The organism is Zoogloea sp., from assembly GCF_030157465.1.
Classification (GTDB): domain Bacteria; phylum Pseudomonadota; class Gammaproteobacteria; order Burkholderiales; family Rhodocyclaceae; genus Zoogloea.
Genome location: NZ_JAOAUU010000058.1, coordinates 61,259 through 87,438, shown reverse-complemented (window position 1 = coordinate 87,438; position 26,180 = coordinate 61,259). Strand labels below are relative to the sequence as shown.

The 26,180-nt window shown below is 66.3% G+C and carries 28 protein-coding genes; 20 read left to right on the top strand and 8 right to left on the bottom strand.

Annotated elements, in window-relative coordinates:
- The 14 genes from Q1W26_RS07035 (at position 1) to Q1W26_RS06970 (ending at position 9,980) form a co-directional block, all read left to right on the top strand.
- Positions 1-621 carry a 2-hydroxychromene-2-carboxylate isomerase gene (locus Q1W26_RS07035; RefSeq protein WP_300437712.1) on the top strand — a complete coding sequence of 207 codons (621 nt, stop codon included), beginning with the start codon at positions 1-3 and terminating at the stop codon, positions 619-621.
- A 114-nt stretch (positions 622-735) separates the two neighbouring features.
- The gene (locus Q1W26_RS07030; protein WP_300437710.1) at positions 736-1,338 is read left to right on the top strand and encodes a 2-hydroxychromene-2-carboxylate isomerase; all 603 of its coding nucleotides are present in this window, start codon (positions 736-738) and stop codon (positions 1,336-1,338) included.
- Positions 1,339-1,351: 13 nt separating this feature from the next.
- Complete coding sequence (locus Q1W26_RS07025; protein WP_300437708.1) at positions 1,352-1,936, top strand: TIGR00730 family Rossman fold protein; 585 nt, start codon at positions 1,352-1,354, stop codon at positions 1,934-1,936.
- A 27-nt stretch (positions 1,937-1,963) separates the two neighbouring features.
- Positions 1,964-3,070: an S-(hydroxymethyl)glutathione dehydrogenase/class III alcohol dehydrogenase gene (locus Q1W26_RS07020; protein ID WP_300437705.1), complete on the top strand. Its 1,107-nt coding sequence runs from the start codon at positions 1,964-1,966 to the stop codon at positions 3,068-3,070.
- Between the two features lie 82 nt (positions 3,071-3,152).
- Positions 3,153-3,992: an S-formylglutathione hydrolase gene (fghA, locus tag Q1W26_RS07015; RefSeq protein WP_300437702.1), complete on the top strand. Its 840-nt coding sequence runs from the start codon at positions 3,153-3,155 to the stop codon at positions 3,990-3,992.
- Between the two features lie 9 nt (positions 3,993-4,001).
- Complete coding sequence (locus tag Q1W26_RS07010) at positions 4,002-4,667, top strand: DUF4126 domain-containing protein (protein ID WP_300437699.1); 666 nt, start codon at positions 4,002-4,004, stop codon at positions 4,665-4,667.
- Positions 4,668-4,728: 61 nt separating this feature from the next.
- The gene (locus Q1W26_RS07005) at positions 4,729-5,646 is read left to right on the top strand and encodes a 4a-hydroxytetrahydrobiopterin dehydratase (protein WP_300437696.1); all 918 of its coding nucleotides are present in this window, start codon (positions 4,729-4,731) and stop codon (positions 5,644-5,646) included.
- A gap of 67 nt (positions 5,647-5,713) precedes the next feature.
- Positions 5,714-6,634 (top strand): hydroxymethylglutaryl-CoA lyase, encoded by a 921-nt coding sequence (locus Q1W26_RS07000; protein WP_300437694.1) that lies wholly within the window; start codon positions 5,714-5,716, stop codon positions 6,632-6,634.
- A 57-nt stretch (positions 6,635-6,691) separates the two neighbouring features.
- Complete coding sequence (locus Q1W26_RS06995) at positions 6,692-6,907, top strand: DUF1289 domain-containing protein (RefSeq protein ID WP_300437691.1); 216 nt, start codon at positions 6,692-6,694, stop codon at positions 6,905-6,907.
- Positions 6,904-7,083 carry a DUF1289 domain-containing protein gene (locus Q1W26_RS06990; protein WP_300437688.1) on the top strand — a complete coding sequence of 60 codons (180 nt, stop codon included), beginning with the start codon at positions 6,904-6,906 and terminating at the stop codon, positions 7,081-7,083. The genes Q1W26_RS06995 and Q1W26_RS06990 overlap by 4 nt, the downstream gene beginning before the upstream one ends.
- A gap of 4 nt (positions 7,084-7,087) precedes the next feature.
- The gene (locus Q1W26_RS06985; RefSeq protein ID WP_300437686.1) at positions 7,088-7,993 is read left to right on the top strand and encodes an MBL fold metallo-hydrolase; all 906 of its coding nucleotides are present in this window, start codon (positions 7,088-7,090) and stop codon (positions 7,991-7,993) included.
- 153 nt (positions 7,994-8,146) lie between these two features.
- Complete coding sequence (gene rapZ / locus Q1W26_RS06980; RefSeq protein WP_300437683.1) at positions 8,147-8,986, top strand: RNase adapter RapZ; 840 nt, start codon at positions 8,147-8,149, stop codon at positions 8,984-8,986.
- A 120-nt stretch (positions 8,987-9,106) separates the two neighbouring features.
- Entirely contained in the window at positions 9,107-9,463 is a 357-nt protein-coding gene (locus Q1W26_RS06975) for a NusG domain II-containing protein (RefSeq protein ID WP_300438085.1), read from the top strand.
- Positions 9,444-9,980: a Gx transporter family protein gene (locus Q1W26_RS06970; protein ID WP_300437680.1), complete on the top strand. Its 537-nt coding sequence runs from the start codon at positions 9,444-9,446 to the stop codon at positions 9,978-9,980. The genes Q1W26_RS06975 and Q1W26_RS06970 overlap by 20 nt, the downstream gene beginning before the upstream one ends.
- Here Q1W26_RS06970 and Q1W26_RS06965 read toward each other — a convergent pair.
- Positions 9,977-10,444, bottom strand: a complete 468-nt coding sequence (locus Q1W26_RS06965; protein WP_300437678.1) for a ribonuclease HI family protein — start codon at positions 10,442-10,444, stop codon at positions 9,977-9,979. The genes Q1W26_RS06970 and Q1W26_RS06965 overlap by 4 nt on opposite strands.
- Positions 10,445-10,571: 127 nt before the next feature.
- Between Q1W26_RS06965 and Q1W26_RS06960 the strand changes: the two genes are divergently transcribed.
- Complete coding sequence (locus tag Q1W26_RS06960) at positions 10,572-11,615, top strand: adenosine deaminase (RefSeq protein ID WP_300437675.1); 1,044 nt, start codon at positions 10,572-10,574, stop codon at positions 11,613-11,615.
- A 1-nt stretch (position 11,616) separates the two neighbouring features.
- Here the strand turns inward: Q1W26_RS06960 and Q1W26_RS06955 are convergent, their stop codons facing one another.
- The 7 genes from Q1W26_RS06955 to Q1W26_RS06925 all read right to left on the bottom strand — a co-directional run bounded on the left by Q1W26_RS06955 (position 11,617) and on the right by Q1W26_RS06925 (position 19,672).
- Positions 11,617-12,165: a glutathione peroxidase gene (locus Q1W26_RS06955; RefSeq protein WP_300437671.1), complete on the bottom strand. Its 549-nt coding sequence runs from the start codon at positions 12,163-12,165 to the stop codon at positions 11,617-11,619.
- Positions 12,166-12,188: 23 nt separating this feature from the next.
- A complete protein-coding gene (locus Q1W26_RS06950) occupies positions 12,189-15,308 on the bottom strand; it encodes a tetratricopeptide repeat protein (RefSeq protein ID WP_300437668.1) in 3,120 nt (1,039 codons plus the stop codon).
- On the bottom strand, positions 15,305-16,543 hold the full coding sequence (locus tag Q1W26_RS06945) for an ATP-binding protein (protein WP_300437665.1): 1,239 nt from the start codon (positions 16,541-16,543) through the stop codon (positions 15,305-15,307). The genes Q1W26_RS06950 and Q1W26_RS06945 overlap by 4 nt, the downstream gene beginning before the upstream one ends.
- A gap of 149 nt (positions 16,544-16,692) precedes the next feature.
- Complete coding sequence (gene lipA / locus Q1W26_RS06940; RefSeq protein WP_300437662.1) at positions 16,693-17,643, bottom strand: lipoyl synthase; 951 nt, start codon at positions 17,641-17,643, stop codon at positions 16,693-16,695.
- A 13-nt stretch (positions 17,644-17,656) separates the two neighbouring features.
- Entirely contained in the window at positions 17,657-18,271 is a 615-nt protein-coding gene (gene lipB, locus Q1W26_RS06935; protein WP_300437659.1) for a lipoyl(octanoyl) transferase LipB, read from the bottom strand.
- A complete protein-coding gene (locus Q1W26_RS06930) occupies positions 18,268-18,537 on the bottom strand; it encodes a DUF493 domain-containing protein (protein ID WP_300437656.1) in 270 nt (89 codons plus the stop codon). Before Q1W26_RS06930 ends, lipB begins: the two co-directional genes overlap by 4 nt.
- 10 nt (positions 18,538-18,547) lie before the next feature.
- Positions 18,548-19,672, bottom strand: coding sequence for a D-alanyl-D-alanine carboxypeptidase family protein (locus tag Q1W26_RS06925; protein ID WP_300437654.1), 1,125 nt, complete (start codon positions 19,670-19,672; stop codon positions 18,548-18,550).
- A 116-nt stretch (positions 19,673-19,788) separates the two neighbouring features.
- Here Q1W26_RS06925 and Q1W26_RS06920 point away from each other — a divergent pair, with 116 nt between their 5' ends.
- From Q1W26_RS06920 to Q1W26_RS06900, 5 genes are all read left to right on the top strand, one after another.
- Positions 19,789-20,115: a hypothetical protein gene (locus Q1W26_RS06920; RefSeq protein ID WP_300437650.1), complete on the top strand. Its 327-nt coding sequence runs from the start codon at positions 19,789-19,791 to the stop codon at positions 20,113-20,115.
- A 109-nt stretch (positions 20,116-20,224) separates the two neighbouring features.
- Positions 20,225-21,472, top strand: a complete 1,248-nt coding sequence (locus tag Q1W26_RS06915; RefSeq protein WP_300437647.1) for a TolC family protein — start codon at positions 20,225-20,227, stop codon at positions 21,470-21,472.
- Positions 21,473-21,486: 14 nt separating this feature from the next.
- A complete protein-coding gene (locus Q1W26_RS06910) occupies positions 21,487-22,677 on the top strand; it encodes an efflux RND transporter periplasmic adaptor subunit (RefSeq protein ID WP_300437645.1) in 1,191 nt (396 codons plus the stop codon).
- Positions 22,674-25,772, top strand: a complete 3,099-nt coding sequence (locus tag Q1W26_RS06905) for a CusA/CzcA family heavy metal efflux RND transporter (protein WP_300437642.1) — start codon at positions 22,674-22,676, stop codon at positions 25,770-25,772. Before Q1W26_RS06910 ends, Q1W26_RS06905 begins: the two co-directional genes overlap by 4 nt.
- Before the next feature lie 50 nt (positions 25,773-25,822).
- Positions 25,823-26,158 (top strand): P-II family nitrogen regulator, encoded by a 336-nt coding sequence (locus Q1W26_RS06900; protein ID WP_300437639.1) that lies wholly within the window; start codon positions 25,823-25,825, stop codon positions 26,156-26,158.
- Positions 26,159-26,180 lie beyond the last annotated feature (22 nt).

Genomic DNA, 26,180 nt, shown 5'->3' with positions numbered 1-26,180 from the left:
GTGACCAAGCCGCAGTACAGCACCGCACCCATCGATTTCTATTTCGATTTCTCCTCGCCCTACGGCTATTTTGCCGCCGAGGAAATCGACGCCCTGGCCGCCCGCTACGGGCGCCTGGTGCATTGGCACCCCTTTTTGCTCGGTGTCACGTTCAAGGTGACCGGCCTTGGGCCGCTGCCGGGCATACCGCTCAAGGGCGCCTATTCGATGCACGACATCGAACGCTCGGCCCGCTATTTCGGCGTGCCCTACCGGCAGCCCTCCACGTTTCCGATTCCCACCCAGCATGCCGCGCGGGCGTTTTTGTGGCTCAACGACCGCAGCCCGCTCAAGGCGCGCGAGTTCGGCCTTGCCGCCTACCGGGCGTATTTCGTCGATGACGTGAATATCTCCGACCTGGCCGCCGTGCTCGATATCGCCGCGCGGGTGGGCGTGGATCGCGACGAACTGTCGGGCGTGCTGGCCGGCACCGAGATCAAGGCGCGCCTGGCGGCCGAGGTTGACCTGGGCCTCGCCCGCGGGGTGTTCGGCTCGCCGTTCATCATCGTCGATGGCGAAGCCTTCTGGGGCGCCGACCGCCTGCCGCAGGTGGAGCGCTGGCTCGCCGAAGGCGGGTTCTGACGGGGGCTGCAGCGGGCTTCGTGACGGCGGATACGCAATGTCACGGTGGTCCGCCGCGCGGCGTGGATAATGGCTGACCCCGAATTTCCGTCCTTTCGCATCCCGGAGACCTGCATGTCCGCACCCATCGATTTTTACTTCGATTTTTCGTCGCCTTACGGTTATCTGGCCTCCGAGCAGATCGACGCCCTGGCTGCCCGTCACGGCCGCGCGGTGATGTGGCACGCCATCGTGCTCGATGCCCAGTTCCAGCCCCAGGGCGGGGTCAAGATTCCGGCTGCGCTGATGCGCACCGATTACGTCAAACGCGACACCGAGCGTTCGGCCGCCTTCCTCGGCATTCCTTACGCCGAGCCGGCCCAGTACCCGGTGCACACCGAACACGCGGCCCGCGCCTTCCAGTGGCTCAGTGACCGCAATCCCGACGAAGCCCGGGCGTTTGCCCACGCGGTGTTCCGCGCCTATTTCGTCGAGGGCCGCAACATCGCCGAAACCGGCGTGCTGCTGGATATCGCCGATACCCTCAAGCTCGATCGTGACGAAGTGTCGGCCGCCTTCTCCGATTCGGCCACCAAGGCCCGCATCAAGGCCGAGATCGATCTGGCCGAAGCCCGCGGCGTGTTCGGCTCGCCCTTTTTCATCGTCGAAGGCGAGGCGTTCTGGGGTAACGACCGTTTTCACCAGCTCGAGCGCTGGCTGGAAAAAGGCCCGTTCTGAAGCGGAGGCTGCAATGCGGCGTATCTGTGTATTTTGCGGTTCCCGCCCCGGCGTAAACCCCGCCTACCGGGCGGCGGCGGAAGCCCTCGGCCAGATGTTTGCCGAGCGGGGCATCGAGCTGGTTTACGGTGGTGGCAACGTGGGCCTGATGGGCATCGTCGCCGATGCCTGCCTGGCTGCCGGTGGCAAGGTGGTGGGGGTGATCCCGCGCGCGCTTCTTGAATGGGAAGTCGGTCACGAAGGCCTCACCCGCCTCGAAGTCGTTGATTCGATGCACACCCGAAAGGCACGCATGGCCGAGCTGGCCGACGGCTTCATCGCGCTGCCGGGCGGGCTCGGCACCTTCGAGGAACTCTTTGAAATCCTCACCTGGGCCCAGCTCGGCTTTCACAACAAGCCGGTGGCCCTCTTCAATGTCGAAGGCTATTACCTGCCATTGGTTCAGATGATGGAGCGCGGCGTGACCGAAGGCTTCATGAAGGCCGAGAACCGCGGCCTGCTGCTGGTGGAGGACAACCTCTTCGCGCTCATGCGGTCGATGGGCGCCTACCACCCGCCCGCTGTCGGCAAGCGTCTGCGCGACGAAAAGCAGCTATAACCTCTATATTCCCAAGGAGAATCACGCATGAAAACCCGCGCCGCCGTCGCCTGGAAAGCCGGAGCCCCGCTCACCATCGAAACCGTCGACCTCGAAGGCCCCAAGGCCGGTGAAGTGCTGGTGGAAATCAAGGCCACCGGCATCTGTCACACCGATTACTACACCCTCTCGGGCGCCGATCCGGAAGGCCTCTTCCCGGCCATCCTCGGCCACGAAGGCGCCGGCGTGGTGGTGGATGTGGGCCCGGACGTGAAATCCCTGCGCACTGGCGACCACGTGATTCCGCTCTACACGCCGGAATGCCGCGAGTGCAAGTTCTGCCTGTCGCAGAAGACCAACCTGTGCCAGAAGATCCGCAGCACCCAGGGCCGCGGCCTGATGCCCGACGCCACCAGCCGCTTCAGCCTGGATGGCAAGCCCATCCTGCACTACATGGGCACCTCCACCTTCTCGAACTACATCGTGGTGCCCGAGATCGCCCTGGCCAAGATCCGCAACGACGCGCCCTTCGACAAGGTCTGCTACATCGGCTGCGGCGTGACCACCGGCGTGGGCGCCGTGATCTTCACCGCCAAGGTTGAGGCCGGGGCCAACGTGGTGGTGTTCGGCCTCGGCGGCATCGGCCTCAACGTGATCCAGGCGGCCAAGATGGTCGGCGCCGACAAGATCATCGGGGTCGATCTGAACCCCCGCCGTGAAGCCATGGCCCGCAAGTTCGGCATGACCCACTTCATCAACCCGAGCGACGTCGAAAACGTGGTCGATCACATCGTCCAGCTCACCGACGGCGGCGCCGACTACAGCTTCGAGTGCATCGGCAACACCAAGGTGATGCGCCAGGCGCTGGAATGCACCCACAAGGGCTGGGGCCAGTCGGTGATCATCGGCGTGGCCGAAGCCGGCGCCGAGATTTCGACCCGTCCCTTCCAGCTGGTCACCGGCCGGGTCTGGAAAGGCTCGGCCTTCGGCGGCGCCCGCGGCCGCACCGACGTGCCGAAGATCGTCGACTGGTACATGGACGGCAAGCTCAACATCGACGACCTGATCACCCACACGCTCACGCTGGACCAGATCAACGACGGTTTCGACCTGATGAAGAAGGGCGAATCGATCCGCTCGGTGGTGCTGTATTAATCAGGCACGCAAGTAAAAGGGGGAGGGGCTGCGCGCGGCGTGCCCCTCCCCCTGACCCGTCACCCCTCACGTTTCCTCGACCATGTCCTTCGAAACCCTTTCCCAGCACGCCTGCTTTGGTGGCCGCCAGGGCTTTTACCGGCACGACTCCCGCGAAACCGGCGTGTCGATGCGCTTTGCGGTGTTCACGCCGCCGCAGGCTGCACACGGGCCGGTGCCGGTGCTGTTCTACCTCGCCGGCCTGACCTGCACCGAGGAAACCTTTCCGATCAAGGCCGGCGCCCAGCGCATCGCGGCCGAGCTCGGCCTGATGCTGGTCTGCCCGGATACCAGCCCCCGCGGCGCCCATGTGCCGGGCGAGGCAAACGCCTGGGATTTTGGCGTGGGGGCCGGGTTTTACCTCGATGCCGTGCGCGAGCCCTGGGCGCAAAACTGGCGCATGGAAAGTTACATCACCGGCGAGCTGCGCCAGCTGATCGGGCTGCGCTTTCCTGCCGATCTTTCCCGCTGCGGCATCTTCGGTCATTCGATGGGCGGCCACGGCGCGCTCACGCTGGCCCTGCGTCATCCCGATCTTTACCGCTCGGTATCGGCCTTCGCCCCGATTTGTGCGCCCAGCCTGTGCCCGTGGGGCGAGAAGGCCTTTGGCGGCTACCTCGGCGATGAGCGCAGCCTGTGGCGCGGGCACGACGCCGCTGCGCTCGTCGAGGACGGCCACCGTTGCCCGCCCATCCTCATCGATCAGGGCCTGGACGACTCGTTTCTCGCCGTTCAGCTCAATCCGGAACGCTTCGAGCAAGTGTGTGCCGACGGCCAGCCGCTCACGCTGCGCCGTCACGCCGGCTACGATCATGGCTACTACTTCATCTCCACCTTCATGGCGGATCACCTCGCGCACCACGCGCAGTACCTGAGCGCCTAGGTCGCGGCGATGGAGCTCGCCGGCCCGGACATTGCCGCCATCGCCCAGGGCCTCATGCCGCTGCTCGACTGGCGCGGCCTGCCGGTGGACCTGGCCTCGCTGGCGGCCCTGGCGGCCGGGCTCGGCTGGGCCAGCGGGCTGCGCCTCTACGCGCTGGTCTTCGTGCTCGGCGCACTGGCGCGCTTTGCCGGTGTGCAGTTGCCCGGCGGCCTTGGCGTGCTGGCCCATCCGCTGGTGCTGGGGATTTCCGGCGTGCTGGTGGTGGTCGAATTCTTTGCCGACAAGCTGCCCTGGCTCGATTCGCTGTGGGATGCGGTGCACACCTTCATCCGCATCCCCGCCGGCGCGGCGCTGGCTGCGGCGGTGATGGGCGAGCAGGGCGGTGCGCTGCAGATTGCGATGGGGCTGGTCGGCGGCACGCTGGCGGCCGGCACCCACTTTGCCAAGGCCGGGGCACGGGTCGCCATCAACACCTCGCCGGAGCCGGCAAGCAACGTGGTCACGTCGTTCGGCGAAGACGTGCTGTTTGCCGGCGGAATGTGGATGCTGCTTCACCAGCCGCTGATTTTTCTCGGTGCGCTGGCTGTGTTCGTGGTGCTGGCGGTGTTGCTGATCGTCGTGCTGTGGCGCTTCGTGCGGCGGATCTTCCGGCGCAGGCCCGCGCCCGTCGGGTGAGTCTCTCCCGCCGCAATTTGCCGGCGTTCAATTGTCTGGACTCGACATCGAGGAGCTTGGAATGGCTCGCGAAATCTTCATCAGCTACCGTCGCAGCGACGCCCAGCACGCAGCGTTCGCCTTGCATGCCCACCTGGCCCGGGCCTTTGGCGAAACGCAGGTTTTCCTCGACCGGGAACGCCTCCAGGCAGGGCGCGACTGGTCGAAGGGACTTGCCGAGGCGGTTGGCGCAGCCCGCATCGTGCTCGCGGTGATGGGGCCACGGTGGATCAACGCGGCCGACGACTGGGGACGGCGCCGGATCGACGACCCGAAGGACTGGGTCCGGATCGAACTGGCCACGGCGCTGCAGCGGGGCATTCCAGTGATTCCCCTGATGCTGGATGGCTTCCAGGCGCCGCCGCCCGAGGCCCTGAACGACGCACTGTCCGGCCTGGCTTTCCAGCAATCGCACCCCTTGCAGAACGCCAGCTGGATGAGCGACGTCCAGCACCTCATCGACCTGCTCGCGGTGCGCCTGGCCCTGCCGCGGCGCGATCGTGAATCCGCGCCGGGCACGCTCAGCAAACCCCGCAAGACGATTCGGCGCACGGCCTTGTCGGACGAGGCGGTGCTTGCCCGCTTGAACGACGAAGGCCTTGCCCACTGGGGCCTGGCACATCACACCCATCCCTGGGTGGTGGTCGGTACGGCGCAGGAACTTGCCCGGGGGTACGAGTTCGAGGGCTTTTACGAAGCCGTCGATTTCATGGCGGTTGCGGCGCGGCAGGTGGAGGCCTGGAAGCCGCCGCACCATCCCCGCTGGCAAAACCAGTGGAAATCGGTGCAGGTGTGGTTCTCGACCTGGGATGAGGGGTGCCGTATCACGGACCTGGATATCCAGGCCGCAGCAGCGCTGGACCGGGTTTATCAGGACTATCTGCGCGGCCGCCTGCCCCGCCCGGATTTCGGGACGCTGGCCGATGGGCGGACAGATTGAGCGGAGCGGTCGATGTAATGCAGGTGAAATATCATATGGTCCATCATCGAACGAATGAGGAGTCCCAATGAATCTCCCCGCCCACGTCCGCATTGTTGAAATGGGCCCCCGCGACGGCCTGCAGAACGAGAAGCAGCTTGTCGACACCGAAACCAAGGTCGAGCTGATTGCGCGCCTTGGCGCGGCCGGGCTCAAGGCCATCGAGGCCACGTCCTTCGTGTCGCCCCGCTGGGTGCCGCAGATGGGCGACAACGCCGAGGTGATGGCCCGCATCCTGCGCCTGCCGGGCGTGGCTTACCCGGTGCTCACGCCCAACCTGCAGGGCTTCGAGGCCGCGCTGGCGGCGGGGGCCACCGAAGTGGCGGTGTTTGGTGCGGCCTCCGAGTCCTTCAGCCGCAAGAACATCAACTGCAGCATTGCCGAATCGCTGACCCGCTTCGAGCCGGTGATGCTGGCCGCCAAAGCCGCCGGCGTGCGGGTGCGCGGCTATGTGTCGTGCGTGCTCGGCTGCCCCTACGAGGGCGAAATTGCCCCCGACGCGGTGGCCGGCGTGGCCGCCACGCTGTTTGAAATGGGCTGTTTCGAGGTGAGTCTGGGCGACACCATCGGCACCGGCACGCCCGGCAAAACCCGGCGCATGCTCGATACGGTGGCCCGCCGGGTACCCATCGACAAGCTTGCCGGGCATTACCACGACACCTACGGCCAGGCCATGGTCAACATCTACGCCTCGCTGGAGGCCGGCGTGGCGGTGTTCGATACTGCGGTGGCGGGCCTTGGTGGCTGCCCCTACGCGGCGGGCGCCTCGGGCAACGTGGCAACCGAGGACGTGGTATACATGCTCGACGGCCTCGGCATCGAAACTGGCATCGATCTGGATGCGCTGGTGGACACCGCGGGCTGGATCAGCGAACGCCTGGGCCGCGCCCCCGCCTCGAAGGTGGCGCGGGCGGTCCTCGCCAAACGGGCCAAGGCCTGCTGTACGTAACATCGACTCCGACCTGCCGCCCATGAGCGGCGGGCACGCAACCCCACTGAGCAAGCCATGAGTATCAAGTCCCCCTGCACCAGCGTGTGCCGCATGAGCGCGGTTTCCGGTTACTGCGAAGGCTGTTTCCGCACGATTCCCGAAATCACCGAATGGAGCCGCGCCGGTGATGCGCAAAAGCGCGCCATCCTCGCCGAAGTTGCCAGCCGGCGGGCCGCCGCCGGGCGTGTCGACGGAGGCCTGAACAGCGAGTGCCAGGAAGCCGGCCGATGAGTGGCGAATCCCCCTGCATCGGCATCTGCGAAATCGCCGACGGCTACTGTATCGGCTGCGGCCGCAGTGAAGACCAGATCTTCGGCGAAACCGATTCCGCGCCCGCCGGTGAAGAAGGCGTCGCCGAGCAGGTCCGGCGGGTCGTTGGCGGCGAGGCCGATGTGCCGGGTGACTGAGCCGATGCTTCCGCTCGGCATTGAAGTCATCGAGCGTGGCTGGCTGTCGTCCAACAACATCCTGCTCTGCGACGGCGACGAGGCAACGCTGATCGACAGTGGCTACGTGAGCCACGCCGCGCAAACCGTCGAGCTGGTTCGCACTGCCCTTGGCGGCCGGCGCCTCGCCCGGCTGATCAACACCCATTCCCATTCCGACCACATTGGTGGCAACGCCGCAGTGAAAGAGGCCTTCGGCTGCCGCATCGGCGTACCGGAAGGCATGGCCCCGGCAATCGAAAACTGGGACGAAGAGGCCCTCTTGCTGAGTGTGGCCGACCAGCAGGGCGCACCCTTCGGGCTCGATCACACCCTTGCCGTCGGCGAGCGGCTGATGATGGGCGGCCTCGAATGGCAGGCCCTGCCGGCGCCCGGCCACGACATGGACGCGCTGGTGTTCCATTCGGCGGATGCCCGCGTGCTGATTTCCGGTGACGCCCTGTGGCGTGACGGCTTCGGAATCCTGTTTGCCGAGGTGATCGGCAGTGGCGGCGGGCTGGAGGCCGCGCAGGCCACCCTCGAAGCGATTGCCCGGCTGCCGGTGGACCGGGTGATTCCTGGCCACGGCGCGCCCTTTGTCGAGGTGGATGAGGCGCTCGCTGCGGCCTTCGCGCGCCTGCGCTATTTTCAGCAGGACGGCGCCCGCATGGCCCGCAACGCGATCCGGGCCTGTTTGACCTTCATGCTGCTCGAGCAGCGTCGCGTTCCCCTCGACACGCTGCCGGCCTATCTGGAGGCGGTGCCGTTGTATCGCGAAGCCAACCGGCGCTTCCTGGGCCTCTCGGCCGACGCCCTGGCCGGATGGCTGGTGGGCGAGCTGGTGCGTGCCGGCGTGGCCCGCCGGGAGGCCGATTTTCTGTGTGCTACATGATTTAACAAATTTGCGGTTTCTTGCCAAAAACCCGTCAGTTCATTTGTCAGACTTTGTTTATGCTGTTTTCTGCGCTGTGCGACAACGTGTCGCACAGTTGTGACAGGCTGGCGCCATAGACCGGCCGTCTCTCCTTGAAACAGGGTCAACACAATGCAACTCGTTCTGATCAGTGGTTTGTCCGGTTCCGGCAAGAGCGTTGCCCTCAATGTGATGGAAGATTGCGGCCATTACGTGGTCGACAACCTCCCGTCGGCGCTCCTGCCGCAACTCGTCACCCACCTGCGCGGCGCTGGCTATCAGCGCATCGCGGTGGCCGTGGATGTCCGCTCCGGCTCCAGCATCGCGGCCTTGCCCCAGCAGGTCGAAGCCCTGCGGGCCATGGTGGGCGATGTCCGTTTTCTCTTCCTCGATGCCCGCGACGACACCTTGATCGCGCGCTTTTCCGAAACCCGCCGCAAGCATCCGCTGGGCGACGAAACCGTGACGCTGGCCGAAGCCATCTCCCGCGAGCGCGAGGCGCTGGCGCTGATTTCCGAACTCGGTCATCGCCTCGACACCAGCGATCTGTCGGCCAACACCCTGCGCAACTGGGTCAAGAGCTTCATGCAGCTGGAGGCGGGCAGCCAGATCACCCTGCTGTTCCAGTCCTTCGGCTTCAAGCACGGCATTCCGATGGATGCCGACCTGGTTTTTGACGTGCGCTGCCTGCCCAATCCCCACTACGATCCGGTGCTGCGCCCCCTCACCGGGCGCGACAAGCCGGTGATCGACTTTCTTGAGAAAGTGCCGGAAGTTGGCCAGATGGTGGACGATATCTACGGTTTCGTCGCCTCGTGGCTGCCTTCCTACGTCAACGACAATCGCAGCTATCTCACCGTGGCCATCGGCTGTACCGGTGGCCAGCACCGTTCGGTGTACATCGCCGAAGAGCTGGCCGGGCGCTTCCGCGAAACGGCCCGTGTGCTGGTGCGTCACCGCTCGTTCAAATGATGTGCCGGAGCACGCACCGGCTTTGGAGGTCATGCAAACCATGAGCCCACCGGGAAGCGTGCTGCGCCTGTGACAAAGCGTGTCGCCCTGCGCAGCTGGCTGGCCGCCTGGGCCGTGCACCTGCGGGTCGGCGACGGCCTGGTGCTGGCGGCGGCGCTGGCGTTTTGCGTCGCCTCGGCGCTGAGCCTGTGGCAGGGGGGGCGGCCGGACAAGGCCATCATCAAGGCCGGCGGCAAGGTGTTCGCCGAGGTCGATCTTGCCGCGCCGCGCATGCTTGATGTGCCGGGGCCGCTGGGCATCACCCGCATCGAGATCCAGCCCGGCCGGGCCCGCGTGGCGGCCGATCCCGGGCCGCGCCAGTATTGCGTGCGTCAAGGCTGGCTGGTGAGCGCCGGGGCGGTGGCCATCTGCGCGCCCAACCAGGTCAGCCTTGCCCTGTCGGGGCGCCATGCCGACTATGACTCCCTCAACTACTGAAATCCGCATCACTCCCACGGCGGACGACCACCGGGTGGCCCGCCATGCGGCGGCGGCCATCGTGCTTACCGTGGCCGAGGCGGCGATTCCGTTGCCGCTGCCGGGGGTCAAGCCTGGCCTTGCCAACATCGTCATCCTGGTGGTGCTGGCCCGCTGGGGCTGGCGGGAGGCGGCGTGGGTGGCGCTATTGCGGGTTTTTGTCGGCAGTGTGGTGCTGGGCCAGTTTCTGGCGCCGGGATTTTTCCTCAGCCTCGCCGGAAGCCTGGCCAGCCTGGCCGTGCTGGGTGCGGCGATGCACCTGCCGCGGCGCTGGTTCGGCCCGGTGAGCCACAGCGTGCTGGCCGCCTTCGCCCACATCGGCGGGCAGTTGCTGGTGGCCCGCCTGTGGCTGGTGCCGCACGACGGCGTGTTCTACCTGGTGCCGGTGTTTGCGCTGGCGGCCACGCTGTTCGGGCTGGTCAACGGGCTGGTGGCCGCGCGCCTGCTGGAGGCCGAGGGTGTGAAACCTACGCCCTAGCGGCGCTTGCGCGAGGCCGGCCACGGCGCGGGTTTGTCGGGCAGGCCGAGGGCCGCGCGGGATAGCCGGTCGGCATCCGGGTTGCGGTGGCGGGGAACCCACTCCAGCTGCACCGATGCAAAGGCGTCCAGCAAAAAACGGGTGTGCTCCACGAGGCAGTGCAGGCGGGCTACGTTCGTGTGCGCATCGCCCCGCGCGTGACGCACCGCAAAATCGCTGTCGCCGCGAATCCGCAGGTGACGGGCGCCAGCTTCCCGGGCCAGCTCCAGCGCCTTGCCGAGGGCCAGCAGTTCCGCCTCGTTGTTGCATCCGCCCTCCGTGGCCATGGCGGAGAAGTCGACCCGCTCGCCCTCTGGCCCCCGCAGCACGGCTCCAAGCCCGATGCGTCCGGGGTTGGGGAAGGCCGAGCCGTCGAACCAGATCTGCCATTCGGTGGGCGGGCAGGGCGGGGCGGTGTCGCTCATTGAAGTGGGGGCGCAGCCTGACGGGAGGAATGAGCGGGAACTGTACTTTTTTGGGCGGGTTTTGTCGCGGTTCGGGGCGAGTCCGCGCCTAGAATGCCGCTATCCAGTTTCCGCGGAGAGTCCGGCCATGACCGTCGTTGTTTCCCCCGATCCGCTCAGTCTCGCCCTTGGCATGCCCAAGGCCGAGCTGCATGTGCACATCGAAGGCACCCTCGAGCCTGAGCTGGCGTTCGCGCTGGCGCGGCGCAACGGGGTGAGCCTGCCCTATGCCGACGAGGCGGCGCTGAAGGCGGCATACGCCTTTGACAGCCTACAGTCCTTTCTCGACGTGTATTACGCCTGTGCCGCGGTGCTCGTCACCCGGGCCGATTTTTGTGAGCTGATGCTGGCCTACCTCGAGCGTGCGGCGGCTGACGGGGTGGTTCACGCCGAAATCTTCTTCGACCCGCAAACCCACACCGCCCGCGGCATTCCCTTTGTCACGGTGCTGGAGGGGCTGGAGGACGGCCTGGCCGAAGGGGCGCGGCGCTGGGGCGTGTCGGGGCGCCTGATCCTGTGTTTTCTGCGCCATCTGCCGGAAGACGAATGCCTGGCGGCGCTGGCCGGGGCCGAGCCGTTCATCGGGCGCATTCACGGCTTCGGGCTGGATTCGTCCGAGCGTGGTCATCCGCCGTCGAAGTTTGCGCGGCTGTTCGCCCGCTGCCGCGCGCTGGGCAAGCCGGTGGTCGCCCACGCCGGCGAGGAAGGCCCGCCGGCCTACATCACCGAGGCGCTGGATGTGCTGGGCGCGGTGCGCATCGACCACGGCGTGCGGGCCGTAGAAGACGCTGCCGTGCTCGCCCGCCTGGCGCGGGAGGGCATTCCGCTGACGGTTTGCCCGCTTTCAAACACCCGCCTGTGCGTGTTCAAAACCATGGCCGAACACAGCCTGCCGCAGCTCCTCGCCGCCGGTGTCCGGGTCACGCTCAACAGCGACGACCCGGCGTATTTCGGCGGCTATCTCAATGCCAATATCCGTGCGGTGCAGGCGGCCTTTGGCTTTGATGCGGCCACCTGGTACCGACTGGCGCGCAACAGCTTCGAGGCGAGTTTTGCGACGGACGAAGAAAAAGCCGGGTGGATCGCCCGGCTGGATGGCTGGTTTGCCGAGGCCGGCGCGGCCCCGGCCTGAATCAGCCGGCCGCGAGGGCCGCGTCGATCGCGGTCACCAGTTTGTCCGCATCGGGGGCGGTGTCGGGGGCGAAGCGGCGGATCACCTGGCCGTCACGGCCGATCAGGAACTTCTCGAAATTCCACAGCACCTCGGGCGCCGCCGTCGGTTCGATCTTGTAGCCGCGCAGGGCTTTTTCCATGCCCGCGCGATCTTCCGTTTCGGGCCGCGCGGCGGTGAGTGCGGCGTACAGCGGATGCTTGTCCGGCCCGGTGGCGATGATCTTGCTGTACATCGGAAACTGCACGCCGAAGGTGGCCGTGCAGAAGCCGGCAATTTCCGCATCGCTGCCCGGCTCCTGCCCGGCGAAATCGTTGGCCGGAAAGCCCAGCACCACCAGCCCCCTGTCGCGGTACTGCTCGTAAAGCTTCTCCAGCCCTTCGTACTGCTTGGTGAGGCCGCACCTGGATGCGACGTTCACCACCAGCAGCACCTTGCCGGCGTGCTCGGCCAGGGTGGCGGGCGTGCCGTCGATCTTGTTCACGGGGATGGTCTGCAGGGCCTGGGTCATGGGGTGATCCTCGGTTGGGGTGGTCAGCGTCTGGCGGCTTTGGTCAGCCGTTCATACATGCGTTTGGCTGCGTTGCGGGTTTCCGGCTCCAGGGCGTCGAGCAGTTCCGGTTTACCGTCGATGGCCGCCTCGAAGGCCAGCAGGAGCGGGCGGGCGTGGCGATCATAGCCCACGCCATGCAGCAGGCCCAGCACGCTGGCGGCCTGGGTGGGGTTGGCGAGGAGCGGGGCGAGGAAGCGTTCGACGAAGGCCTGGGAGACGAGGGCGGTGGGGACGTCGTCCGCGTCGGCCAGGAGTTTCTCCAGCGCAGCCCGGGTTTCCGCGAAGCTGCCAACGCCGAGGGCCCGGGTCGCGGCAATCGCGCCGCGGCGGGCGTGCAGCTTGTCGAGTTGGGCTTGCCAGAACTTGCGGGCCTTCGCGTCGAGGGTGATGGCGCGCTGAAGTTCGGGCTCGGCGGCTTCGAGGTCATCTCGGTCTAGCAGCAATCGCCCCAAATTACCGTGGGCCGTTCCGTTTTCCGGATCGAGTTCGATGGCCTTGCGGTAGGCGGCTTCGGCTTCGTCGGCGCGCTTCGGTTGTTGGACGAGGAGGGTGCCGAGGTTACTCCACGGGAGTGCATCGGTGGGATCGAGTTCGATTGCCCTGCGATAGGCGGTTTCGGCCTCGTCGGTGCGCCTCGGCTGTTTTGCGAGGAGGTTGCTGAGGTTGTTCCAAGGAGCTGAGTCGGCGGGGTTAAGTTCGATCGCCTCGCGGTAGGCGGCTTCAGCTTCGTCGGTGCGGTCCGGTTGTTGGGCGAGGAGGTTGCCGAGGTTACTCCACGGGAGTGCATCGGTGGGATCGAGTTCGATCGCCCTGCGATAGGCGGTTTCGGCCTCGTTGTTGTGCTCCGGCTGTTCGGTGAGGAGGAGACCAAGATTGTTCCACGGGGCCGCGTACGTGGAATCGAGTTCGATTGCCCTGCGATAGGCGGTTTCGGCCTCGTCAGTGCGCTCCAGCTGTTCGGCCAGAAGACAGCCGAGCCCATTCCAAGGGAAGGGATCGCTTGGGTCGAGCGTGGTCGCCGCGTGAAACGCGGCTTCGGCTTCACTCGGCAGGCGGTCGAGTAGGTGCAGCAGACAAGCGTGTTCGTACTCGGTGCGGGCGGTCATGCCTCGCTGGGTGGCTCCGGTGAGCGCGTTTCGGGCGGCGACGAGTTGCCTGGACCGGCGGAGCGCCCCGGCAACATTGGCCCAGCTGTTGGCGTCGGCATCGGTGGCGTGCTTCCTGCCCCAAGTGAGCCAGCGTTCCGCGGCGACGGCGTCCATGAACTTCACGTAATCCCAGGCGCCGACGAGGCGCCAGGCCAGGGCGTCGAGGCTCGCGCCGCCGTTGGCGCGCTGGGCCGGGGGGATGTCATCGGGGTGAAGATTAGGCAGCGGAAAGAAGCCGCGGGCGCGCAGCTTGTAGAGCAGTGGCAGGTCGACTTCGAGGAGGCCGTAGCGCAGCAGCTTGCGCTTCTCCGCAGCTTGCAACGTGCGCATGCGTTCGGCTTCGGATGTTGCCGTGTCGGACAAGCACAGCGCATCGACAGCGGCGCGTTTGGTTTCTAGGCGCAGGTCCAGCGCGCCGACGAGGGCGTCCTGTTCGGCGGGGCTGAGGCCGTGGCCGGTGCATCCCGCGAGCCGCCTGCGCAGCTGGGACAGGGCTGCGAGATCTTTGGGCAGATCTTCGGCAGGCAGAATGTCGTCGAGGGGGGTGTCGCTTTCGACGGCATAGCGGCTGGCGCATTCTGCGCCCCAGGCTTCGAGGCTGCGGCTGTCGGCGCGGCGGCCCCGCATATCGGCCATCGCAAAGGCCAGCCGGGCTTCGGCGAGGGCGGGGCCGCTGGCGCCCCGGAGGGCGGTGGAGAGCTCTTCCTCGTCGTACATGGCTTCGAGGAATTCGGTGAGGCCGAGGACGCTCTGGCGGACGCGGCGGTTGCCGCGCATCTGCAGCCACAGGCGGAAGAGCTGTTCGGCGATGCGGTACTGGGTGCGGCCGTGGGCGGCGGATTTTTCGAGGAGGCCTTCCCGCTCGAGCACGTCGAGCTGGGCGGAGACGACGTTGGTGGGCAGGCCGGCGTGGGTGCCCAGTTCGGCGGCGGTGTGGCCGAAGCGCAGGCCTCTGCCGTCGCCGGGCCGGCGCACCGCTAGGGCGTGCATGACCACCTGGGCCTGCTCCGACAGATCCTCGAAGCGGGCCTTGTAATAGGGCGTGGTGAGGTCCATCAGGCGCTCGAAGTCTTCCACGGCCCGGCTGTTGGGGCCTTGCTGCAGCAGGGTGAAGATGAGGCCGACCGCGCGGGGGTTGCCGCCAGTGAGGTCGTAGAGGGCTTCGATGCGGCTGGAGCGGGTTTTCAGGCGCGCCTTGATCTCGGGGCTGCCCTGGCGGTCGGCGAGGTGTTCGAGCACTTGGCGGACTTCGGCGAGTTCGAGCCTGCCGAGGCGCTTGGGGATAAAGAAGTCGTAGAAGGCCTTGTCGTAGTCGGTGAAGGGCTCCGAAAGGCGCACCGAGCCGCCGATGACGATGGGCGACTGGGTGGTGGAGAGTGCTTCGCGCAGCGCCCAGTAGGCGGCGGCGTGGGGGTCCTTGAGCTTGCGGCCGCGCTTGTCGATGCGGTCGAAGACCATGTCGAGGTTGTCCACCAGCATCACGGGCCGGCGCTGGAGCCGGGCGCAGGTGTCGAGGAGCAGGGCGAGGCCGGCGTCGGTGGGCTGGTCGCCGCGGCGGGCGGCGGTTCGGGCGGCGTCGGTGCGGTCCATCAGGGCGTCGGCTTCGGTGCGGCGGCCCTGGCGGTCGAGCTCGTCCACCAGGGCTTCGCAGGCGGCCCACCAGAAGTCGGCCAGATCCTTGACCTGATACAGCTCTTCGGGGAAGGACAGGGCGATGAGGTGGTCGGCGAGGTCGGCGTCGCGGCGGATGGCAACGGCGAGGCGCTTGAGCAGGGTGGTCTTGCCGGCGCCACGCAGGCCGATGAGCAGGTAATGCTGGACGCTGCCTTCGAGCGGCGCGCGGGCGAGGTCGTCGCGCAGGAAGCGGAACTCTCCCTGACGGGCGATAAAGCCGGCGACCAGGGCGTCGTCGCTGAGCCAGTCGGGGTTGTAGTGGTGGGTGGCGATGCTCACAGGCTGTTCCTCCGGTTCCACCAGCGGCGCAGGGGTTCGAGGGCGAAGCGGTAGTGGCGCCCGCCGCCGCTGCTGTCGTCGGCGAGCCAGTAGGCGTCGCGCAGCAGGATGTCGCGCAGGCGGACGAAGAGGGCGCGGGCCTCGTCGTCGGAGGCGCCGGGGTGGCGCTGCTGGACGGTGTCCAGCAGGTTTTCGGCACGGGTGCCGCCGGGGCGGGCGGCGCTCTGGGCGAGCAGGGCTTTGGCGAGGGCGGCGAGGGGCGGGGCGAGCTGCATGTCCAGGCGCTTTTCCCAGTGATGGAAGTCGTTGTCGGCGCCGACGCCGGGCTGGATGATCTGGTCGATGGCTGTTTCGATGAGATCCTGCGGCGTTGTGGCGGGGCTGGCGGCGATGAGGCTGCGCAGTTGCTGGAAGGCAATCTGCAGGTAGTAGGGCTGGGGCCAGCTCACGGCGTCCACCAACTGGCGGACGGCGTTGTCGTCGAGGGTGATCTTGTAGCTGGTGGCCAACTCGCGGATCAGCTGGCAGGCCAGCGGATCGGTGAAGGGCGGCAGGTTCTGGTGGTTGAGGCTGTTGATGGTGTCGGCCATGCCGTGTTCTTGCACCAGGGTGTCGAGGCCCACCGAGCCGGAGATCAGCCAGCGCACCTTGCCGGCGCCGGCGAGGGCGCGCACGTCGTTGCGGAACCAGTCGAGGAAACGGCGCACCCGCAAGACGCCGCCGGTCTGATCCTGGCGGATGATGTTGAAGAGCATGATCGGCAGCTCATCGACGTAGATCAGCCAGCGGTCGTCGAGCTCGCCGAGGAGGGCGAGCAGTTCGTTGCCGACGGTGATCCAGTCGTCGGCGTCGGAGCCGGCCAGCCCGACTTCGGCCGTGGCGCCGAAGCCGCCGAATTTGAGGGATTTGATGCGTTTGCCCAGGGCGCCAAACTTCTCCCGCACGCCGTCCCACAGTTTGCCGGCGCGGGAGTCGATGGCTTTCTTGAGTTCGCCTTCGAGCTTGTCGAGAAAGCCCTTCTCGTCGATGCATGACGCGACGACGATTTCGATGGCCTTCCAGCCGTCCTTGCGGGTGATGGCCATCACCGCTCGGGCCAGGGAGGTCTTGCCGATCCGCCGGGGGCCGAGGAGCAGGATGTCGTCGTGGTCGAGGATCTGGCGGAGATGCTGGGCGATGTCGTTGCGGCCAAAGAAGTTTTCGCCCTCGACGGGAGAGCCGGCGATGTTGTCCATGGGTAGGTCTCGGTGTTTGCGCAAAGAAAATATAGTGCAAAGAATTCTTTGTGCAAAGAAGCTTTTGTATTTGGCGGGGTGGCTTGACGCGATAACGAAAAAGGGCGCCCCGCAGGACGCCCTCTTGGCAGATAACCGGCCGGCGAGGCTTACACCACCCCAGCCCCTTGTGCCTGCTGGTCGGCCCAGTAGCTGGAGCGGACCATCGGGCCGCAGGCGGCGTTTTTGAAGCCCATTTTGAGCGCTTCGGTTTCGAACATCTTGAAGACGTCAGGATGCACGTAGCGCAGCACCGGCAGGTGGCCGCCGGAGGGCTGGAGGTATTGGCCGATGGTGAGCATCTCGACGTTGTGGGCGCGCATGTCGCGCATCACTTCGAGGATTTCCTCGTCGGTTTCGCCGAGGCCGACCATCAGGCCGGACTTGGTAGACACATCGGGGTGGCGGGCCTTGAACTGCTTGAGGAGTTCGAGCGAGTAGGCGTAGTCGGAACCCGGGCGGGCCTGCTTGTAGAGGCGCGGCACGGTTTCCATGTTGTGGTTCATGACGTCCGGCGGAGCCTGGTCGAAGATGTCGAGGGCGATCTCCATGCGGCCGCGGAAGTCGGGCACCAGCACTTCGATGCTGGTCTTGGGGCTGGCTTCGCGGGTGGCCTTGATGCAGTCGACGAAGTGCTGGGCGCCGCCGTCGCGCAGATCGTCGCGGTCGACGCTGGTGATCACCACGTAGTTGAGGCGCATCGCGGCAATGGTCTTGGCGAGGTCGGCCGGTTCGTTGGCGTTGAGCGGCTCGGGGCGGCCGTGGCCCACGTCGCAGAAGGGGCAGCGGCGGGTGCAGATGTCACCCATGATCATGAAGGTGGCCGTGCCCTTGCCGAAGCATTCGTGGATGTTGGGGCAGGAGGCTTCTTCGCAGACGGTGTGCAGCTTGTGCTCGCGCAGGGTGTCCTTGATCTCGTTGAAGCGTTCGGCTTCGATGCCGGCGCCCAGCTTGATGCGGATCCATTCGGGCTTCTTGAGGCGCTCGGCGGGAACGATCTTGATGGGGATGCGGGCGGTTTTTTCGGCGCCGCGCTGCTTGCGGGTAGTGGTGGAATCCATTGCTGTCCTTTGGTCAGATTGAGGCGACGGCGGGGAAGTGGTGCTGGAGGTGGCCGAGAAGCCGTTCGGCGACTTCATCGGGGCCTTCAGTCACGCCGAAGTCCTTGAGTTGTATGGTCTTGAGCCCACTATAGCCGCAGGGGTTGATCCACGTAAATGGTGTCAAGTCCATATCGACGTTGAGGGACAGTCCGTGGTAACTGCAGCCGTTTTTCACGCGCAGGCCGAGGGCGGCGATCTTGGCGCCGTCGATGTAGACGCCCGGAGCGCCTTCCTGGCGGCGTGCGTCGAGGCCGAAATCGGCGATGCAGTCGATGATCGACTGTTCGAGCAGATTGACCATTTCGCGCACCTTGAGGTGGCGGCGGTGCAGGTCGATGAGCAGATAAGCCACGACCTGGCCGGGGCCGTGGTAGGTGATCTGACCGCCGCGGTCGATCTTGACCAGCGGGATGTCGGTGGTCTGCAGCAGGTGTTCGGGCTTGCCGGCCTGGCCGAGGGTATACACCGGCGGGTGCTGGACGAGCCACAGCTCGTCCGGCGTGGAGGCGTCGCGGCGGGTGGTGAATTCCTGCATCGCCCGCCAGGTGGGCTCGTAGGGCACGAGGCCCGGGCGGCGGATGATCACAGGACGACTTTGACCATCGGATGGGAGGACATCTCCCGGTACAGCGCGTCGAGCTGGGCCTGCGAGGTGGCGTTCACGGTGCAGGTGATGGCGAGGTAGTTGCCCTTGGCAGAAGGGCGCATCTGCATCGTGGCGGCGTCGAAATCCGGCGCGTGGGTGAGCACCACCTCCAGCACGACCTGGGCGAAGTCATCCACCCGCGCGCCCATGATCTTGATCGGGAATTCGCAGGGGAACTCGAGCAGGGTTGTGCGCTCTTCGGTCATTCGGCTTTCCTTACAGATTTTTGAACCACAGGCGGATTGCATCCCACATGCGGCCGAACCAGCCGGCTTCGGGCACTTCGTCGAGGGCCACGATGGGGTAGCTGCCGATCGGCTTGCCGTCGAGGGAAAGCTGCAGCGTACCGATGGGCTGGCCCTTGGCGAGCGGGGCGAGCAGGGGCTGCTGGCTGACCACGTCGGCCTTGAGCTTCTGTGCGTCTCCCTTGGGCAGCGAGAGCACGAAATCGTTCAGGAAACCGGCCTTGACGGTGTTTTCGCTGCCTTTCCAGACGCGAAATTCATTCACGGCCTGGTTGGCGGTGTACACCTTGACGGTGTCGAAGGCCAGGTAGCCCCAGTTGAGCAGCTTCTGGGATTCCTGGGCGCGCACGCTGTCGCTGGTGGTGCCGACGACGACCGACACGAGGCGACGGTCGTTGCGCTTGGCGGACGCGATCAGGCAGTAGCCGGCGCTGTCGGTGTGGCCGGTCTTGATGCCGTCAACGGTGGGGTCGAGGAAAAGCAGGCGGTTGCGATTGGGCTGCTTGATCTTGTTGTAGGTGTATTCCTTGATGGAATAGATCGGGTAGAACTCGGGGAAGTCGCGAATGATGGCCGCGGCCAGCACGGAGAGGTCGCGCACCGTGGTGAGGTGCGACGGGTGGGGCAGGCCGGTTGAGTTTTCGAAGTGGGTGTTCTTGAGGCCGAGACGGGCGGCTTCCTTGTTCATCAGCTGGGCAAAGGCTTCTTCCGAGCCGGCGATGGCTTCGGCCAGCGCCACACAGGCATCGTTGCCTGACTGGATGATCATGCCGTGGAGGAGTTCGTTCACGGTCACGGGGGTTTGCGGCTCGATGAACATCTTGGAGCCGGGCACTTTCCAGGCCTTGGGCGAGACCGGGATGGTCTGCTCGAGCGCCAGGGTTTTGTTCTTTACCGCCGAGAAGGCCAGGTAGGCGGTCATCAGCTTGGTCAGCGAGGCGGGCTCGATGCGCTGGTCCGGCTGTTCGGCGGTGAGCACTTGACCGGAGCCCACGTCGAGAAGCAGCCAGGCCCGCGCGGCAACCGGCGGAGGAGTCATCTGGGCAAAGGCGAGGGCCGGGAGAACCAGCAGGAGCAGGATGATGCGACGCAGCATGATGGGGTGCAAAAGCGGAAAAAGTGCGATTATAGTCACGCTGCACCCCGATGAAGTTCCGGATTTTTCAGATTTTCCGGGAACTCCCGGCCCGCCGTCTGGTCTTGATTGCTGCAATGCAACGTATCCATCGATCCCTGTCCCGCGTCATCTCCCGTGTGCTTTCCCTTGCGCTGGCCTGCCTCGTGCTGGTCTGGGCGGGGGTTGCCAGTGCGGAAGAGGCCTATGAATCGGCCGCGGAACTGGTCGAGCACGTGCAGGTGGACCAGGTGACCCAGGGTGGCGTTGAGCCGGATACCGCCGAGCCGCAGGATTGTCCGGCTTTTGTCAGCGGCTTTGCCTTGCCGGTGCTGTTCCTGCTTGAAGTCCGCCCGGATGGAACATTGCCCGAGTTTCCTTCGGTTTTTCCCCGCGCCACGTCGCCGCCTCCGCGGCGCAGTTGATCCTTTCTGCTCCCCGTCCGGGGAGCCCGGTACGCCGTGACGGAGCTCTGTCACGCCCCTTGTTTCCGTGAATCGAAAAACAGCGGTTTTGCCACGCTGAAGGATCAACATGCTCACCAAGTTATGCTTGGCTGTCGCCCTTTCGGTGACGGCCGTGCCTGTGTTCTCGGCGCCCGCCGGCGCGCCTGCGCCCTATTCCCTGCAGGCGCTGCGCGATGTGGCGCGGGCCGGACATCCGGCCCTCGCCGCGGCCCGTTCCCAAGTGGAGGCCAGTCGCGCCCAGGTTGCGAGCGCCGCGGCCTACCCGAACCCCGAGGTGGAGTTTCTTGCCGGCCGCACCCAGGCCCGGGTGCCCGGTGCCACCGACGGCAGTGCCCGCAGCCTGTCGCTGCTGCAGCGGATTGACAACCCCTGGCAGCGGGACGCCCGTATCGATGCCGCCACGTTCGGGCTGGACGCGCGCCAGGCCGAGCGGCGTGCTTTCGAGAACGATCTTCTGGCGCGTCTCGACCAGCGTTACTTCGAAGTCCTGCGCCGACAGGCCGAAGTGCGCGCCGCCCGCGAAGACCTGAGCCTTGCCGAGCAGATTCGCGGCAAGGTGGCGGTGCGGGTGAACTCCGGCGAAGCGCCCCGTTATGAATTGATCAAGGCCGATACCGAACTGCTCAACGCCCAGAAGGCCTTTGAGAGCGCCGGTCTGCGGGTTGCCCGGGCGCATGCCGCGCTGCGCGCCGTGGTCGGCGCCGGTCTGCCGGCCGATTTCCAGGTGGAAGGCGTGCTTGCCGCCTACCCCGCGGGCAGCGCCGTGGTGCCGCCGCTGGATGTGCTGCGCGCCGAAGTGCTGGCCCGCAACCCCGAACTGCTCCGCAGCCAGGCCGAAGTGCGTCGTGCCGAGCGTCAGCTGGAACTCGAGCGCCTGCGCCGCCAGCCCGAACTGGCCTTGAAGGTGGCCGAGGATCGCGACAGTGAAATCCGCGACACGCGCTTCGGCGTGGTGCTCAGCGTGCCGATCTGGGATCGCCGCAAGGGGCCGATCGCCGAGGCCGGTGCGCTGCTGGCGAAGAGCCGCAGCGAGCAGGCGGGCCAGGAGCTGGGCCTGCTGCAGTCGCTCGAAATCGCCTATAGCGAATACGAAATCGCCCGCACCCAGGTGAATGCCCTCGAAAACGGCATTCTCCGCGAGGCCGAGGCGGCCATGAAGGTTGCCGAGGCGGCCTACCGCTTCGGCGAGCGCGGCATCCTCGATTACCTGGACGCCCAGCGGGTGTTTCGCGCTGCCCGCAATGAACTCATCGCCGCCCGCTACGAACTGCAGGTGGCCGTCATCGAAATCGAGCGCCTGCGCGCTGCACCGTGATCCGGATTCCGCTTATGAAACCCAACGCTCTTGCCCTGGCCGTTCTGACGGCTGCCCTGATTCTTGCCGGCTGCAAGGATTCCCCCAAGCCCGGCGCGACGACCGCACCCACGGCGGCGGCTCTCACCGAGGCCGCTACCGGTGAGACCGAGGTGCCGGTGGCCGACCCGCTGGCGGTGACGGTGCCGGCCAACTTCGGTGCCGACATCAAGGTTGCGCCGGTGGGCGCCACACCGCTTTCCGACACCCTGCGGGTGGCCGGCAAGGTGGACTTCGATGAATATCGCGTAACCCGTATCGGCGCCACGGTGACCGGCCGGGTCATCGAGATCCATGCTCACCTCGGCCAGCAGGTGAAGGTGGGTGATGCGCTGGCGGTGATCAACAGCACCGAACTGGGCCAGGCCCAGCTCGCCTACCTCAAGGCCCGCGCCCAGGCCGACCTGCAGGCGCGCAGCGTCGAGCGGGCGCGCCAGCTGTTTGCGGCCGACGTGATCGGCAAGGCCGAATTGCAGCGCCGCGAGAGCGAGCTGGCGATTGCCTCCGCCGAACAGCGCGGCGCGGCCGACCAGCTGCGCGTGCTGGGCATGTCGTCGGGGGCGATCGGCCGGCTGGGTAGCAGCGGCGTGATCCATTCGGTGACGCCGGTGGTGTCGACGATGGCCGGCACGGTGGTCGAGCGCCAGGTGGCGCCGGGCCAGGTCGTGCAGCCTTCCGACGCGCTCTATATGGTGGCCGACCTGTCCCAGGTGTGGGTGACCGCCGAGGTGCCCGAGCAGCAGGCCGCGCTGGTCAAGTCCGGCCAGAGCGTCGATATCGAGGTGCCGGCCCTTGGCGTGCGCCTTACCGGCAAGCTGATCTACGTGGCCGACACGGTCAACCCCGAAACCCGCACCGTGACCGTGCGCAGCGCGGTGGCCAACGCCAACCGCCAGCTCAAGCCGGCCATGCTGGCCACGATGCTGATCCAGGCTGCACCGGTCGAGCGGCTGGTGGTGCCGGCCCAGGCCGTGGTGCGTGACGGTGACGCCGACAACGTGTTCGTCGAGGTCGGGCCGCAGCAGTTCCGTCTGGCGCCGGTGCGTCTTGGCCCGGATGTGGACGGGCGCCGCCCGGTGCTGTCCGGCCTCAAGCCTGAACAGCGCATCCTCGTATCGGGCGCCTTCCATTTGAACAACGAACGCAAGAGGAAGGAACTGGAATGATTCAATCCCTCGTTCGTATCGCCCTCCAGCAGCGCCTGGTTGTTGTCGTGGTGGCAGTGATCCTGCTCGCCTTCGGTTTCAACGCGGCGCGCAAGCTGTCTGTGGACGCCTTTCCCGACGTGACCAACGTGCAGGTGCAGATCGCCACCGAAGCCAAGGGCCGCTCGCCCGAGGAGGTGGAGCGCTTTGTCACCGTGCCGCTGGAAATCTCCATGACCGGTCTGCCCGGTCTCGAGGAAATGCGGTCCCTCAACAAGCCCGGGCTGTCGCTGATCACGCTGGTGTTCACCGACGCCACCGACGTCTACTTTGCCCGTCAGCTGGTGATGGAACGCCTGCTCGAAGTGGGCAGCCGCATGCCGGAAGGCATCGTGCCGGTGCTCGGCCCGGTGTCTACCGGCCTCGGCGAGGTGTACCAATACACCCTCGATCACCCGGACGACGGCGACCGCAAGCTCACCGAGAAGGAACTCACCGAACGCCGGATTGCCCAGGACTGGGTGGTGCGCCCGCTGCTGCGCTCGATTCCCGGTGTGGCTGAAATCAACTCCCAGGGCGGCTACAACCGCCAGTACCAGGTGCTGGTGAACCCCGATCGGCTGCGCCACTACCAGCTCAACATCCGCGACGTGTACGAGGCGGTGGCGCGCAACAACGCCAACTCGGGCGGCGGGGTGCTGCCCCAGTACGCCGAGCAGTACCTGATCCGCGGCGTCGGGCTGGTGAAAAGCCTGTCCGACATCGGCGGCATCGTGCTCAAGGAGGTGGGGGGAACGCCGGTTTTCGTGCGTGACGTGGCCGAAGTGGCCTTTGGCCACGAGGTGCGTCAGGGCGCAGTGGTGAAGAACGGCGTCACCGAATCGGTGGGCGGCGTGGTGATGATGCTGCGCGGCGGCAACGCCAAGGAGGTGGTCGGCCGCATCAAGGCGCGGGTGGCCGAGATCAACGATAAAGGCATGCTGCCCGACGGCCTGAAGATCGTGCCCTACTACGACCGCTCCGAGCTGGTGGACGCGGCCTTGTGGACGGTGACCAAGGTGCTGATGGAAGGCATCGTGCTGGTCGTGGTGGTGTTGCTGCTGTTCCTGGGCGACGTGCGCTCCAGCCTGATCGTGGTGGCCACGCTGGTGCTGACACCGCTGATCACCTTCATGGCGATGAACCATTACGGCATCTCGGCCAACCTGATGTCGCTGGGCGGCCTCGCCATCGCCATCGGCCTGATGGTGGACGGTTCGGTGGTGGTGGTTGAAAACGCCTTCGAGCGTCTCGGCCGGGCCAACGAGGGCGAGAGCAAGGCGCGCATCATTTTTGACGCGGTGCAGGAAGTGGCCACGCCGGTGATTTTCGGCGTCGGCATCATCATCCTGGTGTTCCTGCCGCTGATGACGCTGCAGGGCATGGAGGGCAAGATGTTTGCGCCGCTGGCCTACACCATCGCCATCGCGCTGGCGGTGTCGCTGTTCCTGTCGCTGACCCTCACGCCGGTGCTGTCGTCCTACCTGCTCAAGGGCGGCGCCGAGCATGACACCTGGCTGATCGCCCGGCTCAAGGCGCCTTATCTGCGGATGCTGAAATGGGCCGTGGCCAACAGCCGCAAGGTGGTGGTGGGCGGCATCGGGCTGCTGGTGGCCACGTTGGCGGCGTTTCCGCTGCTGGGCACCGCCTTCATCCCCGAGATGAAGGAAGGCTCGGTGGTGCCGGGTATCAACCGGGTGCCCAATATTTCCCTCGAAGAGTCGATCAAGATGGAAATGCAGGCGATGAAGCTGGTGATGGAAGTGCCGGGCGTCAAGTCCGCCATTTCCGGCGTCGGCCGTGGCGAATCGCCGGCGGATCCGCAGGGCCAGAACGAATCGACGCCCATTGTCAGCCTCAAGCCCCGCGACGAATGGCCCGCAGGCTGGACCCAGGACGACATCGCCGACGCCATGCGCGAAAAGCTCAAGGTGTTGCCGGGCGCCCAGGTGGTGATGGCCCAGCCGATTTCCGACCGGGTGGACGAGATGGTCACTGGCGTGCGTTCGGACGTGGCGATCAAGGTGTTCGGTGACGATCTCGACGTGCTGAAGAAAAAGGCCGACGAAATCGCCCGGGTGGCGGGCAGCATTACCGGTGCCACCGACATCCGCGTCGAGCGGGTGACCGGCCAGCAGTACCTTTCCATCGAGATCGACCGCGTTGCCATTGCCCGCCACGGCCTCAACGTGTCGGACGTGAATGACGTGATCGAGGCGGCCATCGGTGGCAAGCAGGCCACCGAGATCTACGAGGGCGAACGGCGTTTTGCCTCGGTGGTGCGTCTGCCCGAGAGCTTCCGGGACAACCTCGAGAAGATCGGCGACATCCTGGTGAGTGCGCCGGGCGGCGTGCAGGTGGCGCTGGAAAACCTGGCCCGTATCCATGTGGTCGATGGCCCGGCGCAGATCTCGCGCGAGCTGGCCAAACGCCGGGTGGTGGTGGCGATCAACGTCAAGGACCGCGACCTCGGCGGCTTCGTGGCCGAACTGCAGAAAACCGTGGGTGCCAAGGTCGAGCTGAAGGAAGGCTATTACCTGGAATGGGGCGGCCAGTTCCAGAACCTGGAGCGCGCGATGGGCCACCTGACCATCATCATCCCGGTCACGGTGGGAGCGATCTTCTTCCTGCTGTTCCTGCTCTTCGGCTCGCTCAAGCTGGCCAGCCTGATCATCCTGGTGCTGCCGTTTGCCAGTGTGGGCGGGGTGCTCGGGTTGCTGGTGACGGGCGAATACCTGTCGGTGCCGGCCTCGGTGGGCTTCATCGCCCTGTGGGGTATCGCGGTGCTCAACGGGGTGGTGCTGGTGAGCTACATCCGCAGCCTGCGCACCGAGGGGATTCCGCTGGCCATCGCGGTGGTGCAGGGGGCAACCCAGCGTTTCCGCCCGGTGATGATGACCGCCACCGTGGCCCTGCTGGCGCTGATTCCTTTCCTGTTCGCCACCGGGCCGGGTTCGGAAGTGCAGCGGCCGCTCGCCATCGTGGTGATCGGCGGCCTGATCACCTCGACGCTGCTGACCCTCGTGGTGCTGCCCACCCTTTACAAGTGGTTTGACGATACCCCCTACGAAGCCTGATCGAGGCGGGCCGCCCGAGTGCGGCCCGTGCCTGACGCAAGGAGATGAAAATGAAGGAAATCCACGCCGTTATCCGCCCGCAGAAACTGCCCCGGCTGCGCGAGGTGCTCCGCGCCGTGCCGGGTTTTCCGGGCATGACCATCAGCAAGGCGGCGGGCTGCGGATCAACAATCCGCCACACGCCCAACAGCATCAAGGAGGAACTGACCGACTTTACCGAGAAGTTGCGGGTCGAGATCATTGCGCCGGATGAACTGGCCGACGTGCTGGTCGATCACATCGTCCAGGTGGCCACGACGGGCCAGACCGGTGATGGCCTGGTATGGGTGACCGAGGTGCAGCGGGCCGTGTTCATCCGCAAAACGGTGAGTTCGGGCAGCGACTGAAGCTGCCGAAGTTGAAACAGCG